Raw genomic sequence first — 15,461 nt, 5'->3', positions numbered from 1 at the left:
GGCGCGGCGGCCGGAACTCAGTGAACGGCGCTCAGGCCGGGCTGCGCCTCGGCGTAGGTCTCGATGCCGCTGTCCATGAACTCCTCTTCATCGATCGCGGCGTCGAACTCGCGGATGGTGGTGTTGAACAGCGTGGGAATCAGCGGCTTGTCCAGCGGGCGGCAGACGCGGCCACGCAGGCCGCGCAGCGGCTGGCTGCTCTCCATGGCGTTGATCACGGCTTCCGGGTCCAGCATCATCACGAAGGGGTTGGTGCGGTTAGCGAAGGAGTTCATGGCGGGCTTTCGGGGATCGGGTGAGACGGAGGGTGTGTCGATGGAAACAAACTGTATCGATGCCCTCCGGGGGCGTTAAGTCGGCGCCCTGCCATCCCGCGTGTAGGAAGTTTCCCGACAGCTGTCGGGAATTCCCCAGCCGCTCGCCCGTGATGCAAATCACGGAGCAGGCCCTGAGCGGTCTTCCCTGGCCTCCGAGCGGCAGCGGGTCCGCCGCCCGCGCCTGCAGGACGTCACGGTCTCCCGGCACGAAGCATCACGGCCCGTGCCGCAGCGCCTCCACGCTGGCGCGCACCACCGCCTCCACGCTGCGGCTGTCCTTGTAGCGGTTGCGCAGGAAGCTGGCGTGGTTGCCCGCGTGGGCGGCCGTGCGCTCGATCTCGTCGAGCGCCCCCAGGCTGTTGAGCGCCAGCGCGTGCGGCGTGAGTTCGCGCAGCGTGGCCAGCACGTCTTCGCGGATGCTGATCTGCTCGCGCGTCTTGGGGTTGACCATCATGCCGTCCAGACCGAAGCGGCAGGCCTGGAAGCGGTTGTAGGTGTAGACGAGGTAGTCGTCTTCCTCGGGCGGCGGCTCGCTGCGCTCCAGCAGGTGGCGGCACAGGGCCTGCAGGTAGCAGGCCAGCGCTGCCGCGCGCTCCACCGTGAGCGGCGTGTCGCACACCCGCAGTTCGATGGTGCCGTACTCGGGCTTGGGCCGGATGTCCCAGTAGAAGTCCTTCATGGACTTGACCACGCCCGTGCTCTCCATCTTGGTGAAGTACACGTTGGCGAACTCGTCCCACTTCAGCACGAAGGGCGCGCGTCCGCTTAGCGGGAAGGCAAACACCGAATTCAGGCGCGCCGAGTCGAACAGCGTGTCCACCCCCTGCGAGAACGGTGAGGACGCCGACAGCGCGATGAAATGCGGCACGTAGCGGTTGAGCGAGTGCAGCAGGAACAGCGCCTCGTCGGGCGAGGCACATCCGATGTGCACGTGCTGACCGAACACGGTGAACTGCTTGGCGAGGTAGCCGTACAGGCCCGAGAGCTGGTGAAAGCGCGGCTTGGAGAAGATGCGCTGCTCGAACCAGCGCTGGAAGGGGTGGGTGCCACCGCCCGCGAGTTCGATGTTGAGGCGATCGCCGGCGGCCACCAGGGTGTCGCGGATCTGCTGCAGTTGTTGCAGCAGCTCTCCGTGCTGGGTGTGGATGCCGGTGGCGATCTCGATCATGCTCTGCGTCATCTCGGGCGTGACGACGCCCGGAAATGGCTTGCGCCCCAGCAGGTCGAGCAAGTCGTTGGCGCTGCTGGAGAGGTCGTGGTCGTAGCTGTTGACGAGTTGCAGCTCCAGTTCCACGCCCATGGTCAGCGAGTCGGAGGCCTTGAAGGTTTCCAATGGCATGCGCCAGCTCCTTATTCCTTGGTCACGTGGGTCTCGTGCGCGGCCATCAGGGCGCGCTGCGTGACGACCGGGCCCAGCAGTTCCTGCAACAGCATCATGCCGGCCATGGCGGCGAGCACCTGCACCGCGGGCTCGAAGCCGTACAGGCGGGTCTCCTCGATGAGCAGGATCGCGAAGGCCGACATGGGCGTGAGCGCCAGGCCCGTGAGCAGGCCCTTGCGCTCGGAAATGCCCGACCGGCGCGCCGCGGCCACGTTGCAGACCACCTTGCTGACCGTGCGCATCAGGATCAGAACGATGCCCATGAGGAAGGTGGTGGGCACGTCCGTCCAGGTGAGCAGCGAGGCGATGTACACGAACAGGAACACCGAGAGCAGATCGCCCGCCGTGCCGAAGTCGCGCTGCGCGCTGGTGAGGTGCACGCGCCGCTCACGCGCGACGATGCCGAAGGTCAGTGCCGCCAGCAGCGGCGACAGCTTCAGGCCATAGGCGGCGGTGGTGAGCAGGATGACGGCCAGCGCGAACACCACGGTCACGCCGTCCTCGTGGGAGTTGCGCAGGCGCAGCAGCCAGGGCACCGCCACGCCGAGCACGGCCCCCACGGCAATCGACGTGCCCACCACGTGGATGCTGCCGAAGGCCGCGAGCGCGAAGTCGCCCGATGTCGAGAGCGTCCAGTAACCCACCACGAGCTTGAGCGTGAGCACCGCCATGAAGCAGTTGATGGCGCTCAGGTGCAGCACGCGCTCGGTGGCCTGGCCGGAGCTGCGCAGCTCGTGCGCCACGCGCAGCACGCCCGCGGGAGAGGTCGCCATGGACACCGCCGCGATCATCAGCCGCTGGTCGGTGGGCAGCGTGAACCAGCCCGTGGCCCAGTACACCACGCCGAAGGTCACCAGCGACTCGACCACCCCCAGCAGCAGCACCCAGTAGTTGTGGCGGAACCAGCGCAGGTTGATGCGGTAGCCCAGCTCGAACAGCACCAGCGCCAGCGCCACGTTGGCCAGGAAGGGCAGGCCCGCGATGTCGGGCGTGAGGCCGGGCAGGTTGATCAGGCTGGCCAGCAGGCCCACGGCGACGTAGCTCGTCACGCGCGGCAGGTGCCAGCGCTCGCTGAGCATCTCGGCCAGGAACCAGGCGAGCAGCAGCACCAGAGGCCAGGCAATGGCCTGCAACAGGAAGGCAATGTCGGTTGGAATCACGAAAGGACTCTCCTGGGTGACGCCGACGGATCGATGACCGGCGCGGGCCGGTCTTCGTCGGGCGTCGTGACCCCAAGCGGGGCCATCGGTTCATCGGAGTGGCGGCCCGTGGGGCCGCCGCGAATCGCGGCTCTCAGGCCGCGAAGCGGGTCTGCATCGCTTGCAGGCCGAACTGATCAAGCACCTGCAGCAATCGCTGGCGGGCGCGTTCGCGCTGGCCATGGCGATCGTCGGCCATTCTACGGGCCAGGATGAGCTCGTTTTTCATCGAGTGCTCCCATCCGACGAGCTCTGTAACGGTCACGTCGTAACCGCTCGCTTCCAGGCGCAGGCAGCGCAGCACGTTGGTGATCTGGCTGCCGAACTCGCGCGTGTGCAGCGGGTGCCGCCACAGCTCGGCCAGGGGCGTCTGCCTGAGCGCGAAGGCCTTGTGCTGGCGCATCACGCCGGCCACCTCGGCCTGGCAGCAGGGCACCAGCACCACGTGCCGCGCGCCGCGCGCCAGCGCGAAATCGATGGCGTCGTCGGTGGCCGTGTCGCAGGCGTGCAGCGCCGTCACCACGTCGATGCGCTCGGGCAGGTCGGCGTGTTGCATGGCCTCCTGTACCGTGGCGGCCAGGAAGCGCATGCGCTCGAAACCCAGCCGCTGCGCGAGCGCCTGTGAGCGTTCCACGAGTTCGGTGCGTGCCTCCACGCCGATCACGCTGCCCAGCCCGCGCGGCTTGAGCACCAGGTCGTACAGGATGAAGCCCAGGTAGGATTTGCCCGCGCCGTGGTCGGCCAGCACCACGTCGCCCGTGTCGGCGAGCACCTGCGCGAGCAGCGGCTCGATGAACTGCACCAGGTGATAGACCTGCTTGAGCTTGCGCCGCGTGTCCTGGTTCAGGCGCCCCTCGCGGGTCAGGATGTGCAACTCCTTGAGCAGATCGATCGACTGGTCCGCGCGCAGCTCGGGCAGTTGGGCGTGAAGGTCCTGGGCGGGCCTGGACCGCGGGGCGGATCGGGAAGCGGAGGGCATGCGGCGATGATAGGTGAGCCCCGCGCGCGGGCACGGACAATCGCGCATGACCATGTCCACCCCGCACCCCTTCGACGCCCTCACCCCCGACGCCGTGCTCGACGCGCTCGACACCATCGGCCTGCGCGGCGACGGCCGCCTGACCACGCTCAACAGCTTCGAGAACCGCGTCTATCAGGCGCACCTGGAGCAAGCGGTGGACGGCCACGAGGTGGTCGTGCTCAAGTTCTACCGGCCCGGCCGCTGGAGCGACGCGCAGATTGCCGAGGAACACGCCTTCGCGGCCGAGCTGGCCGCGGCCGAGGTGCCCGCCGTGGCGCCGCTGGCCGTTGGCGGCACCACCCTGCACCACCACGCCGGCTTCGCCTGGGGCGTCTGGCCGCGACGCGGCGGGCGCCGGCCCGAGCTCGACGACCTCGAGGTGCTCGAATGGATCGGCCGCTTCCTCGCGCGGCTGCACACCGTGGGCGCGGCGCGCCCTTTCATGCACCGGCCGGCGCTCGACGCCGCCAGCTTCGCGCGCGAGCCGCGCGACTGGCTGCTGGAGCACGAGATGATCGCCCCCGAGATGCGGCGCGAATGGTCCGCCACGCTCGACGAGGCCCTCACGCTGATCGAGGCGCACCCCGTGCTGTGCACCGGTGGCGACAGCGACCCCGACGGCATCGCCCGCCTGCGGCTGCACGGCGACTGCCACCCCGGCAACGTGCTATGGACGCCCGAGGGCCTGCCCGGCGCGGGCCCGCACTTCGTGGACCTGGACGACGCGCGCATGGGCCCGGCCGTGCAGGACCTGTGGATGCTGCTGTCGGGCGAGCGCCGCCAGCAGACGCTGCAACTGTCGGCCCTGCTCGACGGCTACGAGCAGTTCCGCCCCTTCGATCGGCGCGAACTCGCGCTCATCGAGCCCCTGCGCACCCTGCGCCTGGTGCACTACAACGCCTGGATCGCGCGCCGCTGGGACGACCCGGCTTTCCCGATCAACTTTCCCTGGTTCGGCGGGCGCGACCACTGGCGCGGCCAGGTGGATCTGCTGCGCGAGCAGATCGAGGCCATGCAGCGCGAGCCGCTGCACGCCTGACAGCTCCCATCGTTGATGCAAACATCAGCGATGAACACCAAAGCGTTCACTTAAGCTCGGCCGAGCCGCGCGCCAAAGACTCGGAAAGGCCCTGCTCCGGCAGTTGTCTTTTACTCAATTCAATTGCACACAATTTAATTTCGTCCCACACTCCAGCCATGGCATCGACGCCCACTCCTTCCTCCAGCGACCTGCTCAAGCTCGACCACCAGTTGTGTTTCGCGCTGTACTCGGCCTCGCTGGCCATGACCAAGCTGTACAAGCCCTGGCTCGACGAACTCGGCCTGACCTACCCGCAGTACCTCGCCATGCTCGCGCTGTGGGAAGAGGACGGCCTCACCGTCTCGGCCCTGGGCGAGCGCCTGTACCTCGACTCCGGCACCCTCACGCCGCTGCTCAAGCGCCTGGAAGCCATCGGCTTCGTGACGCGCCTGCGCGACGTGCAGGACGAGCGCCGCGTGCTGGTGCGGCTCACCGCCGCCGGCCGCCGCCTGAAAACGCGCGCCGCGCGCATCCCCTCGTGCGTGCTGCAGGCCACGCAATGCACCGTGCAGGAAGCCATCGCCCTCACGCACGAGGTGCGCCAGTTGCGCGACCGGCTCAGTGCCTGACCCCTTTCCCCGTTCCCGTCCGTTCCATCCGCTGTCACCAGCACCCAACCAGGAGAAACCACCATGCCCACCCCCCTCGACAAAGTCGTCTACACCGCCCGCGCCCGCACCACCGGCGGCCGCGAAGGCAGCTCGCGCACCGACGACGGCCTGCTGGAAGTCAAGCTCACGCCGCCCAAGGCCATGGGCGGCGCCGGCACCGGCACCAACCCCGAGCAGCTCTTCGCCTCGGGTTACTCGGCCTGTTTCATGGGCGCCATGAAGCACGTGGCGGGCATGAAGAAGATCGCCGTGCCGGCCGACGCCGCCATCGACGCGGAAGTGGACATCGGCCCGATCCCCCAGGGCTTCGGCATCGCCGTGCGCATGACCATCCACCTGCCCGGCATGGACCGCGCCGTGGTCGAAGACCTCGTGCACACCGCGCACCAGGTCTGCCCGTACTCCAACGCAACGCGCGGCAACATCCCCGTGACGCTGACCATCGCCTGAAAGCCCTTGCAGCGCCCATGAAAAAAACCCGCCGGGATCCGGCGGGTTTTTTCTTTGGGGCGTCGACAAGGCGTTCAGCGGTTCGGCTTGTTCGGGTCGTAGATGGTGGTGCCGGTGCCCACACCGACACCCGCGCGCACCCCGCTGTTGCCGATTTCGGTGCTGGTGCCCACGCCCACGCCCGCGTTCACGCGGCCGCCCTGGTCCACGCCAACCCCAACGCCCACCGGGCCGACACCCGTGCCCACGCCCAGGCTCACGCCGTGGTTGCTGGCGCCCACGCCGATGGACACCGGGCCCACCGGGATGCCGAAGCCCACGCCCACGCTCGCACACCCGCCCAGAAGGGCGACAAGCGACAGGGCGGCGAGCGAACGCGGAAGGCGGTGGGTCATGAAGGGCTTTCTGGGCAAGGGCATTCGATTGTGAGCCGATTGCTGCGTTGAAAGTGCCCCACCCAGGTGACCATTTGTCACACCAGCAGCGCGTTGACGCGGCGCACGTAGGCCGCCGGGTCTTCCGGCAAGCCGCCCTCGGCGAGCAAGGCCTGGTCGAACAGCACGTGGGCCAGGTCCTCGAAGCGCTCGCTGCCCTCGAGCTTCTTCACCAGCGGATGGCTGGCGTTCACCTCCAGGATGGGCTTGACCTCGGGCGCCTGCTGGCCCGCCTGCTTGAGCAGGCGCGCCAATTGCATGGAATAGTCGCCGTCCTCCACCACCAGGCAGGCCGGCGAATCCACCAGGCGCGAACTCGCGCGCACGTCCTTCACCCGGTCCTTGAGCGCTTCCTTCAAGCGCTCCAGCACAGGCTTGAAGCCTTCGGCCGCTTCCTCCGCGGCCTTCTTCTCGGCCTCGTCCTGCAGGTCGCCCAGGTCCACCGCGCCCTTGGCCACGCTTTGCAGCGGCGTGCCGTCGAACTCGGGCAGGAAGGACAGCGCCCACTCGTCCACGCGGTCGGCCATCAGCAGCACCTCGATGCCCTTCTGGCGGAACACCTCCAGCTGTGGGCTGTTGCGTGCGGCGGCGAGGGTGTCGGCGGTGATGTAGTAGATGGCCTTCTGGCCTTCCTTCATGCGCGACTTGTAGTCGGCCAGGGCGCTGGGCTCGGCCTGCGTGCTGCTGGCAAAGCGCAGCAGCTTGGCCAGCTTCTCGCGGTTGGCGAAGTCCTCGCCCAGGCCTTCCTTGAGCACGGAGCCGAATTGGGCGTAGAAGGCGGCGTACTTCTCGCCGTCCTTGCTCAGCTCATCGAGCATGGCCAGCACGCGGCGCGTATTGCCTTCGCGGATGGCCTTCACGTCGCGGCTTTCCTGCAGCAGCTCGCGGCTCACGTTGAGCGGCAGGTCGCTCGAATCGACCACGCCCTTGACCCAGCGCAGGTAGGCGGGCATGAGGGCTTCGGCCTCGTCCATGATGAAGACGCGGCGCACGTAGAGCTTGATGCCGGCCTTGCGGTCGCGGTTCCACAGGTCCTGCGGGGCCTTGGCCGGGACGTACAGGAGCTGCGTGTACTCGGTGCTGCCTTCCACGCGGTTGTGGCTCCAGCTCAGCGGGGCCTCGGTGTCGTAGCTCAGGTTCTTGTAGAACTCGACGTACTGCTCGTCCGTGATGTCCTTCTTGGGCCGCGCCCACAGCGCGTTGGCCGAGTTGATGGTGGTCCATTCGTTCTTGAGCCGGTGCTCGCTCTTCTCGGCGTCCCACTCCTCTTCCTGCATGCGGATCGGCAGGCTGATGTGATCGCTGTACTTGCCGACGATGGACTTGAGCTTCCAGTGGCTGAGGTACTCGGTCTTGTCCTCGCGCAGGTGCAGGATGACGCTGGTGCCGCGCGCGGGGCGCTCGATGGCCTCGACCTCGAAGTCGCCGCTGCCGCCGCTGGTCCATCGCACGCCCTCGCTGGCCGGCAGGCCCGCGCGGCGGCTTTCCACCACGATGCGGTCGGCCACGATGAAGCCCGAGTAGAAGCCCACGCCGAACTGGCCGATGAGCTGGGCGTCGGATTTCTGGTCGCCGGTGAGCCGGCTCATGAAGTCGCGCGTGCCGCTCTTGGCGATGGTGCCCAGGTGATCGATCGCCTCCTGCGCGCTCATGCCGATGCCGTTGTCGGTGATGGTGAGGGTGCGCGCGTCCTTGTCGAAGGCGATGCGCACCTCCAACTCGGGCGCGTCCTCGTACAGGGCTGCGTTGTTCAGCGCCTCGAAGCGCAGCTTGTCGCAGGCGTCCGAGGCGTTGGAGACCAGCTCGCGCAGGAAGATGTCGGGGTTGGAGTACAGCGAATGCGTGACCAGGTGCAGCAGCTGGGCCACCTCGGCCTGGAAGGAATGGGTCTGTTTGCTCATGGCTGGGAATGATGAAAGACACAGTGGAACACGGGCCGCCGGCTCCGGCCGCCGCGCAAGCCGCGGCACAACTGGGGGTGGCGCCCCGGCATTTCAAGCCCCCGACGCCACTGGCGATGCGGGCGGTGCGGCGGCCAGCCATTGCCTGAGCTGGGCGGCCACCTCCGGGCTGGACAACAGGTCCAGGTGCCCCGTGCGGTGCACCACGCGCAGGTTACCGCGCGCAAACACCAGGCGGCGCGCGGGCTCGTCGTGCTCCCCCAGGGCGCTGCGCAGCGGCACCAGGCCATCGCCCACCAGGCGCTCGGCCAGCAGGCCACGGCGAGGCGCCAGGCAGGCCGCCACGCCAAAGCAGGCCACGCCCTCAGGCAGCGGCAGCGGCGCATCGATGCGCCCCTCGTCCGGGTGCCGCAGGTGGCCGTACCGCAGATCGGTGATGCCCGCGCTGCGCAGCCGGCCCAGCCGCGCCAGCGGTGCCGAATAGGGTGACGAGGCGAGCAGCAGGTCCGCGCCATGCCCCGCCCGCTCCAGCGGTGCGCCGTGGTGTGGCGTACCCAGGAACACCAGGTGCTTCACCAGGGCAGGCCAGCGGTGCTGCGCGCGGCGTCCTTCGTGCCAGGCGCTGCGGGCCAGCAGCCCGCCCATGCTGTGCCCCACCACCGTGATGCCCTGCGGCGGCACGGGCCAGTGGTCCATCAGGCGCTCCAGCATCTGCGCCAGTTCGCGGCCGTTGGCCGCGATGCGCAGGCCGCTGTTGTAGCGCAGGCGCACGGGCGTGGCCTGCAAGGCCTCGCTCAGCACGTCCGTGTGGTCGTGCCCGTTGCGCCGCCACTGCGTGTCGTTCATGCACAGGCCGTGCACCATCAGCAGCACATGGGGTCTGCACGGCCCCAGGGCGTCTTGAAAGCGATCGGCCCGGCTCAGCGGCAACACGCGCTCGGCCCGGCGCATTTCCATGGGTTGGGCCAGCGCATTGCCCATGGCCGCCAGGCGGTCCCCGAGCACGCCATTGAGCGCCGCCACCACGGCTTCGCGCGCGGGCGAATCGCCAGCCCCGGCGCGCGCAGGATCGTCAAGCAAAGGCAACACGGCCTGCAACACGCCGTCGACGCCCGCCCCCAGACCCTGCGCGACCCCGCGGATGGCGCGGTACACGCGCCCCGTGAGACCCCCGGCGCGCTCGGGCGCGTCGCCCGCCGAGAGGCCGACGCGCCGGCGCACGGCCTGGTGCACCCCCTCGGTGATGCCGATCACGCCGAGCGTGGCCTGCGTGGCCAGTTGCGCGGCGGCGCGAAGGTCATCCGGCTTCAGGTGACGTCGGGGTCGCTCGGGTGGGGATGCAGCCATGCCCCATTGTGGACAGGCGCCGCGCCGTCCCGCGGCCGGCGGACCGGCGGCGTCAGAACACCTCGTCGGGCAAGAGGTAGCGCCACTGTCCTTGGGGCAGATGGCCCAATCGCACGCCGCCGATGCGCACGCGCTTCAAGCCCACCACGTGCAGGCCCACGGCCTCGCACATGCGGCGGATCTGCCGCTTCTTGCCCTCCGTGAGGACGAATCGCAGCTGCTCGGGGTTGAGCCATTCCACCTGGGCGGGCTTGAGCGGCTCGCCGTCCAGCGAGAGCCCGTGCCGCAACTGCGCGAGGCAGTCGGCCGGCACCACGGCCTGCACGTCCTGCTCCACCACGCCCGGCCCCTGTGGCCCGTTGGGCGCCCACACCACGCGCACCAGGTACTCCTTCTCCACGCCGCTGTCCTCGCCGATCAGGGCGCGCGCCACGCGCCCGTCCTGCGTGAGCACGAGCAGGCCGGTGGAGTCGATGTCCAGGCGGCCGGCGGGCGCCAGGCCCTTGAACTGCGCGGGCGAGAAGCGGCGCGGGCTGCGGTCCTCCTTCCAGCGCTTGCCGGGCTGCAGCAACACCACGGCGGCTTCGTGGCCGTCTTCCGGCTGGCCGCTCACATAGCCCACGGGTTTGTGCAGCAGGAAGGTGGCGCGCTCGTCCTGCGCGCTCGTGGCCTGGGGCAGCACCTTGATCTGCGCGTCGGGCAGGACCGGCTGGCCCATGTGGGCCACCTGCCCGTCCACCAGCACCCAGCCGCGGGCGATCCATTCGTCGGCCTCGCGCCGCGAGCACAGCCCCAGCTCGGCCAGGCGCTTGTTGAGGCGTGTGCCTTCGCGCGGAGCGGAGGCTTCGTCCGCCGCTGGTGGCGCTGGTGGGCGTTGCGCTGGTGGGCGTTGCGCTGGCGGGCGCGGTGCCTGTGAGCGCTGCGAAGGCGGGCGCTGCGAAGGCGGGCGCTGCGAGGGCGGGCGCTGCGAAGGCGGGCGCTGCGAGGGCGCGCTGGACGACGCCGGACGCGGCGATGGCGCGCGAGGGCCTGTCGGGCGCGGTGGCCGCAGCGCCTCGGGCGCGGCGGCCGGGGCCTGGGGCGCCCGCGCGGTCGCGGCGGGCTGAACCGGCAGCTCGGGGCGCTCGGCCGAGCTCAGCGGGCGCGCGCGCGCCGGGCCGCGCGGTCGCACGGGCGGGCGGCGCGGGGCGCGCGGGTCGGTGGGGGGCTTGGGCGCCGCGGGTTTGAGGCTGAGCGTGCGTTTGTCGGGGTCGGATGCCATGGCGCGATTGTCCCCTGTCCCGAGACGGCAAAAAGCCGCCCCGAGGGGCGGCTTCGTCGGCAGGGGCCCCGATCAGCCCTTGCCTTTGGCGGCCTTGATGGCGCGGTCGTGCTCGGCCTTGGCGTCGGCCTTGCATACCTTCTGGGCGTCGCCCGCCTGGTCCTCGCACTTCTCCTTGGCGAGGTCGTAGGTGGTGTCGGCTTTCGCCTCCTGCACCTTGCGGGCGTTGCTCGCCGTGGGCTTGTACTGGTTCTCCAGTTCCGCCTTCTCGACGCGCTCCTTGCCCTTGGCTTCTTCCTGGCAGACGTCCTTGGCGTTGTCCTTCATCGCGTCGCACGCGTTCTTGGCGTTCTTGTGGTTCATCTCGATGCGCTCTTTCGCCGCGTCGTACTCGGCCTTGGTCATGGACTGGGCCATGGCGAATGCGGATGCGGCGCAAAGGGCGATGGCCGTGGCGGCCTTGATGTTCATGTGCATGGTGTGCCTCCAAAGGTGTTGGGAGGCCTCCCATTCTTCCCGGCGCGCAGGCATTGCGCGTAGGAAAGGCGGCTGGCGACGTGTAGGAGGATGGCGCAGCGGCCGCTCACCCGAGTTCGCCCGAGCGCAGGGCCTGCAGGTCCAGCACGCGCAGGCCACCGTACTCGATGCGGATCCAGCCCCTGGCCTGCAGGGTGCGCAGGGCCTCGTTCACGCGCTGGCGCGACAAGCCCACCAGGTAGGCCAGTTCCTGCTGCGTGATGCGCAGCACGCCGCCCACGTTGGGCGAGAGCAGCGGGTGGAACAGCGCCGCCAGGTTGCGCGCCACCCGCAGGTCGGGGCTGGTGAGGCGGTCCACCTCGCGCGCGGCGATGAACTGGCCCAGGCGCTCGTTGAGCTGGTGCATCACGAAGCGGTTGAAGCCGATGGAGTGGTCCAGCAGCCAGTCGAAGGTGTCCACCGGCAGGCCCGCGATCAGGCTCTTGCGCAGGGCCTGGATGTTGTAGCGGTACTGCTCGTGCTTGAGCACCGTGCCCTCGCCGAACCAGCCCCCTGGCGCCACACCGGTGAAGGTGATGGCCGGGCCGCTGGAGTCGTCGTTGGTCATCTTCAGCAGGCCGTCGACCAGGCCGAACCAGAAGGTGACCGGGCGCCCGAAACGGCACACGTAGTCGCCCACCTCCGCCTCGCCCACCTGCAGCGCGTCCAGCGCGCGCTCGCGCGCCTCGCCCACCAGGGCGGGCAGCCAGGGAATGCCCGCCAGCTCGGCATCGGTGGGGCGTCGGGCGCGTTCGCGAATGGCGCTGCGGCGGGCAGGGAACATGGGGAAAGTCCTAGCAGGGTTGACCCGCAATTGTCGTCACACAGACAACATGGCGTCAAACCTCGGCCTACCATGCGCCCCATACACCACCCCCGCCACCGCCTCCACAGGCGACGGGGCGCAGAGGAGACGACGGCATGCAGACCACCTTTCCGCGCTTGCTGCGGGACCACGCGAAGCAGCGGCCCGAGGCCCCCGCGATGCGGGAGAAGGCCTATGGCATCTGGCAGACCACGAGCTGGGGCGAGATGCTCGCGCTGGTGCGGGCACTGGCCTGCGGGCTGCATGAGGCCGGCCTGCAGCGCGGCGAGCACCTGGTGGTGATCGGCGCCAACCGGCCCCGCCTGTACGCCACGATGCTGGCGGCGCAATCGCTGGGCGCCATCGCGGTGCCGCTGTACCAGGACGCGGTGGCCGGCGAATGCGTCTTCCCCATCAACAACGCCGAGGTCCGGCTGTGCGTGGTGGAAGACCAGGAGCAGGTGGACAAGATGCTGGAGATCCGCGCTCAGTGCCCCCAGCTGGCGCGCATCTGGTACGACGACCCGCGCGGCCTGCGCAACTACGACCAGCCCGGCCTGCAGAGCCTGGACGCGCTGGCCGAGGCCGGCCAGGCCTTCGATCGCGCCCACTCCGGCTTCTTCGACGACAGCGTGGAGCGGGGCAGCCCCGAGGACGTGGCCGCCATGTTCTTCACCAGCGGCACCACCGGCAACCCCAAGGGCGTGGTGCACCTGCACCGCACCCTGCTCGACCGCGCCGAGGCCGGCGCGCGCTTCGACAAGCTGGGCCCGAACGACGAGGTGCTGGCCTACCTGCCGCCGGCCTGGGTGGGCCAGAACATCTTCTCCTACGCCCAGTGGCTGGTCACCGGCTACGTGGTCAACTGCCCCGAGAGCAGCGGCACCGTCAGCATCGACATGAAGGAAGTGGGCCCGACCTACTACTTCGCGCCGCCGCGCGTGTTCGAGAGCCTGCTCACCAGCGTGATGATCCGCATGGAAGACGCGGGCGCCCTCAAGCGGCGCATGTTCCATGCCTTCATGGCGCTGGCGCGCCGCGTCGGCCCCGACCTCATGGACGGCAAGCCCGTGGGCGCGCTCGATCGACTGAAGTACCGCCTGGGCGACTGGTTCGTCTACGGCCCGCTGCGCAACAACCTGGGCATGAGCCGCGTGCGCGTGGCCTACACCGCGGGCGAGGCCATCGGCCCCGACCTCTTCAGCTTCTACCGCAGCATCGGCATCAACCTGAAGCAGCTCTACGGCTCCACCGAGACGGCGGTGTTCGTGTGCCTGCAGCCCGACCACGAAGCCCGCGCCGACACCGTGGGCGTGCCCTGCGAGGGCGTGGAGATCAAACTCAGTGAGAGCGGCGAGATCCTGGTGCGCTCGCGCGGACTGCTCAAGGAGTACTACAAGAACCCGCAGGCCACGGCCGAGGTGCTGGACGCGGACGGCTGGTACCACACCAGCGACGCCGGCTTCATCGACGCCGGCGGCCACCTGAAGATCATCGACCGCGTCAAGGACGTGGGGCGCCTGAAGGGCGGCGCGCACGACGGCGCCATGTTCGCGCCCAAGTACGTGGAGAACAAGCTCAAGTTCTTCTCGCACATCAAGGAGGCCGTGGCCTATGGCGACGGCCGCGAGCGCGTGTGCGTGATGGTCAACATCGACTTCGACGCCGTGGGCAACTGGGCCGAACGGCGCAACCTGCCCTACGCCGGCTACACGGACCTCGCGGGCAAGCCCGAGGTCTATGAACTCATCCAGCAGTGCGTGGAGCAGGTCAATGCCGATCTCAGCCGCGACGAGCGTCTGGCGGGCAGCCAGATCAGCCGCTTCCTGGTGCTGCACAAGGAGCTGGACGCCGACGACGGCGAGCTCACGCGCACGAACAAGGTGCGCCGCGGCTTCATCGGCGAGAAGTACCAGGTACTGATCGACGCCCTGTACGCGGACAAGCGCGAGCAGTTCATCGAGACCCAGGTCAAGTTCGAGGACGGGCGCACCGGCTCGGTCAGCGCCACCCTGCAGATCCGCGACGCGAAGACCTTCGCGCCGGTGAGGGCCGCCGCATGAGCGCCGTGGCCACCGCTCGGGCCGAGCACATCGAAGCCCCTTCAAGCCAACAACGCCAGAGCCCCTCGACAAGCTCAGGGCGAACGGGAGTTGCCATGCACGGCAAGAAGATCGGCGACGTCATCCTCGACGTGAAGAACATCAGCTTGCGCTTCGGCGGCGTCAAGGCGCTCACCGACATCAGCTTCAACGTGCGCGAGCATGAGGTCCGCGCCATCATCGGCCCCAACGGCGCGGGCAAGAGCTCCATGCTCAACTGCATCAACGGGGTGTACCAGCCGCAGGAAGGCGCCATCAGCTTTCGCGGCCAGACCTTCAAGCACATGAACAGCCGCCAGGTGGCGGAGATGGGCATCGCGCGCACCTTCCAGAACCTGGCGCTGTTCAAGGGCATGAGCGTCATCGACAACCTCATGACCGGACGCAACCTGCGCGTGAAAAGCGGCCTGCTCGCGCAAGCCTTCCGCCACCCCTTCGCCGGCCTGAAGTGGCTGGGCAAGGCGCAGCAGGAAGAAGAGCAGCACCGCGCGTTCGTGGAGCAGATCATCGACTTCCTGGAGATCCAGGCCTACCGCAAGACGCCCGTGGGCACCCTGCCCTACGGCCTGCAGAAGCGCGTGGACCTGGGCCGCGCCCTGGCCATGGAGCCGCAGGTGCTGCTGCTGGACGAGCCCATGGCGGGCATGAACCTCGAAGAAAAGCAGGACATGAGCCGCTTCATCCTCGATGTGAACGACGAGTTCGGCACCACCATCGTGCTGATCGAGCACGACATGGGCGTGGTGATGGACATCTCCGACCGCGTCGTGGTGCTCGACTACGGCCGCAAGATCGGCGACGGCACGCCCGATGAGGTGCGCCGCGACGAGAACGTGATCCGGGCCTATCTCGGCGTGGCGCACTGACATGGGCTTCTTCCTCGAGACCCTGTTCGGCGGCCTGATGGTGGGCATGCTGTACTCGCTCGTCGCGCTCGGCTTCGTGCTGATCTTCAAGGCGTCGGGCGTCTTCAACTTCGCCCAGGGCGCGATGGTGCTGTTCGCGGCGCTCGCGATGGCGCGCTTTTCCGAATGG

General features: G+C 69.0%; 16 protein-coding genes. 6 read left to right on the top strand and 10 right to left on the bottom strand.

Annotated elements, in window-relative coordinates; translation table 11 throughout:
- Positions 1–17 precede the first annotated feature (17 nt).
- From VLG41_RS12820 to VLG41_RS12805, 4 genes are all read right to left on the bottom strand, one after another.
- Entirely contained in the window at positions 18–275 is a 258-nt protein-coding gene (locus tag VLG41_RS12820; RefSeq protein WP_009517055.1) for a hypothetical protein, read from the bottom strand.
- Between the two features lie 256 nt (positions 276–531).
- The gene (locus VLG41_RS12815; RefSeq protein ID WP_325349791.1) at positions 532–1,656 is read right to left on the bottom strand and encodes a YbdK family carboxylate-amine ligase; all 1,125 of its coding nucleotides are present in this window, start codon (positions 1,654–1,656) and stop codon (positions 532–534) included.
- 11 nt (positions 1,657–1,667) lie between these two features.
- Positions 1,668–2,858 (bottom strand): cation:proton antiporter, encoded by a 1,191-nt coding sequence (locus tag VLG41_RS12810; RefSeq protein WP_325349790.1) that lies wholly within the window; start codon positions 2,856–2,858, stop codon positions 1,668–1,670.
- A 133-nt stretch (positions 2,859–2,991) separates the two neighbouring features.
- A complete protein-coding gene (locus VLG41_RS12805; protein WP_325349789.1) occupies positions 2,992–3,876 on the bottom strand; it encodes an SAM-dependent methyltransferase in 885 nt (294 codons plus the stop codon).
- A 46-nt stretch (positions 3,877–3,922) separates the two neighbouring features.
- Here VLG41_RS12805 and VLG41_RS12800 point away from each other — a divergent pair, with 46 nt between their 5' ends.
- The 3 genes from VLG41_RS12800 to VLG41_RS12790 all read left to right on the top strand — a co-directional run bounded on the left by VLG41_RS12800 (position 3,923) and on the right by VLG41_RS12790 (position 6,060).
- Positions 3,923–4,957: a serine/threonine protein kinase gene (locus VLG41_RS12800; protein WP_325349788.1), complete on the top strand. Its 1,035-nt coding sequence runs from the start codon at positions 3,923–3,925 to the stop codon at positions 4,955–4,957.
- Positions 4,958–5,115: 158 nt separating this feature from the next.
- Complete coding sequence (locus tag VLG41_RS12795) at positions 5,116–5,568, top strand: MarR family transcriptional regulator (RefSeq protein WP_325349787.1); 453 nt, start codon at positions 5,116–5,118, stop codon at positions 5,566–5,568.
- 63 nt (positions 5,569–5,631) lie between these two features.
- Complete coding sequence (locus VLG41_RS12790) at positions 5,632–6,060, top strand: organic hydroperoxide resistance protein (RefSeq protein WP_325349786.1); 429 nt, start codon at positions 5,632–5,634, stop codon at positions 6,058–6,060.
- Between the two features lie 74 nt (positions 6,061–6,134).
- Here VLG41_RS12790 and VLG41_RS12785 read toward each other — a convergent pair whose 3' ends face one another.
- The 6 genes from VLG41_RS12785 to VLG41_RS12760 all read right to left on the bottom strand — a co-directional run bounded on the left by VLG41_RS12785 (position 6,135) and on the right by VLG41_RS12760 (position 12,303).
- A complete protein-coding gene (locus VLG41_RS12785; protein WP_325349785.1) occupies positions 6,135–6,455 on the bottom strand; it encodes a hypothetical protein in 321 nt (106 codons plus the stop codon).
- A 77-nt stretch (positions 6,456–6,532) separates the two neighbouring features.
- Positions 6,533–8,395, bottom strand: a complete 1,863-nt coding sequence (gene htpG, locus VLG41_RS12780; RefSeq protein ID WP_325349784.1) for a molecular chaperone HtpG — start codon at positions 8,393–8,395, stop codon at positions 6,533–6,535.
- 93 nt (positions 8,396–8,488) lie between these two features.
- Complete coding sequence (locus VLG41_RS12775; RefSeq protein WP_325349783.1) at positions 8,489–9,742, bottom strand: alpha/beta hydrolase; 1,254 nt, start codon at positions 9,740–9,742, stop codon at positions 8,489–8,491.
- 52 nt (positions 9,743–9,794) lie between these two features.
- Entirely contained in the window at positions 9,795–11,003 is a 1,209-nt protein-coding gene (locus VLG41_RS12770; protein WP_325349782.1) for a pseudouridine synthase, read from the bottom strand.
- 72 nt (positions 11,004–11,075) lie between these two features.
- Entirely contained in the window at positions 11,076–11,480 is a 405-nt protein-coding gene (locus VLG41_RS12765) for a hypothetical protein (RefSeq protein ID WP_325349781.1), read from the bottom strand.
- Between the two features lie 106 nt (positions 11,481–11,586).
- Positions 11,587–12,303 carry a Crp/Fnr family transcriptional regulator gene (locus VLG41_RS12760; RefSeq protein ID WP_325349780.1) on the bottom strand — a complete coding sequence of 239 codons (717 nt, stop codon included), beginning with the start codon at positions 12,301–12,303 and terminating at the stop codon, positions 11,587–11,589.
- 137 nt (positions 12,304–12,440) lie between these two features.
- Between VLG41_RS12760 and VLG41_RS12755 the strand changes: the two genes are divergently transcribed.
- From VLG41_RS12755 to VLG41_RS12745, 3 genes are all read left to right on the top strand, one after another.
- A complete protein-coding gene (locus VLG41_RS12755; protein ID WP_325349779.1) occupies positions 12,441–14,387 on the top strand; it encodes an AMP-dependent synthetase/ligase in 1,947 nt (648 codons plus the stop codon).
- Positions 14,388–14,482: 95 nt separating this feature from the next.
- Complete coding sequence (locus VLG41_RS12750) at positions 14,483–15,292, top strand: ABC transporter ATP-binding protein (RefSeq protein ID WP_325349778.1); 810 nt, start codon at positions 14,483–14,485, stop codon at positions 15,290–15,292.
- Between the two features lies 1 nt (position 15,293).
- On the top strand, positions 15,294–15,461 hold a 168-nt coding region (locus VLG41_RS12745; protein WP_414652494.1), incomplete at its 3' end, for an ABC transporter permease subunit.

The sequence above is a fragment of the Hydrogenophaga sp. genome (assembly GCF_035481345.1).
In the GTDB taxonomy this organism is placed as follows: Bacteria; Pseudomonadota; Gammaproteobacteria; order Burkholderiales; family Burkholderiaceae_C; genus Hydrogenophaga.
Note: the sequence above shows the minus strand (reverse complement) of the source record. Positions and strands in the feature narration are given on the sequence as shown.

Excerpts from the sequence above, each read along its gene's own strand:
- VLG41_RS12820 (WP_009517055.1), bottom strand. The coding sequence starts at position 275 with ATGAACTCCTTCGCTAACCGCACCAACCCCTTCGTGATGATGCTGGAC.
- VLG41_RS12815 (WP_325349791.1), bottom strand. The coding sequence starts at position 1,656 with ATGCCATTGGAAACCTTCAAGGCCTCCGACTCGCTGACCATGGGCGTG.
- VLG41_RS12805 (WP_325349789.1), bottom strand. The coding sequence starts at position 3,876 with ATGCCCTCCGCTTCCCGATCCGCCCCGCGGTCCAGGCCCGCCCAGGAC.
- VLG41_RS12800 (WP_325349788.1), top strand. The coding sequence starts at position 3,923 with ATGACCATGTCCACCCCGCACCCCTTCGACGCCCTCACCCCCGACGCC.
- VLG41_RS12795 (WP_325349787.1), top strand. The coding sequence starts at position 5,116 with ATGGCATCGACGCCCACTCCTTCCTCCAGCGACCTGCTCAAGCTCGAC.
- VLG41_RS12790 (WP_325349786.1), top strand. The coding sequence starts at position 5,632 with ATGCCCACCCCCCTCGACAAAGTCGTCTACACCGCCCGCGCCCGCACC.
- VLG41_RS12785 (WP_325349785.1), bottom strand. The coding sequence starts at position 6,455 with ATGACCCACCGCCTTCCGCGTTCGCTCGCCGCCCTGTCGCTTGTCGCC.
- htpG (WP_325349784.1), bottom strand. The coding sequence starts at position 8,395 with ATGAGCAAACAGACCCATTCCTTCCAGGCCGAGGTGGCCCAGCTGCTG.
- VLG41_RS12775 (WP_325349783.1), bottom strand. The coding sequence starts at position 9,742 with ATGGCTGCATCCCCACCCGAGCGACCCCGACGTCACCTGAAGCCGGAT.
- VLG41_RS12770 (WP_325349782.1), bottom strand. The coding sequence starts at position 11,003 with ATGGCATCCGACCCCGACAAACGCACGCTCAGCCTCAAACCCGCGGCG.
- VLG41_RS12765 (WP_325349781.1), bottom strand. The coding sequence starts at position 11,480 with ATGCACATGAACATCAAGGCCGCCACGGCCATCGCCCTTTGCGCCGCA.
- VLG41_RS12760 (WP_325349780.1), bottom strand. The coding sequence starts at position 12,303 with ATGTTCCCTGCCCGCCGCAGCGCCATTCGCGAACGCGCCCGACGCCCC.
- VLG41_RS12755 (WP_325349779.1), top strand. The coding sequence starts at position 12,441 with ATGCAGACCACCTTTCCGCGCTTGCTGCGGGACCACGCGAAGCAGCGG.
- VLG41_RS12750 (WP_325349778.1), top strand. The coding sequence starts at position 14,483 with ATGCACGGCAAGAAGATCGGCGACGTCATCCTCGACGTGAAGAACATC.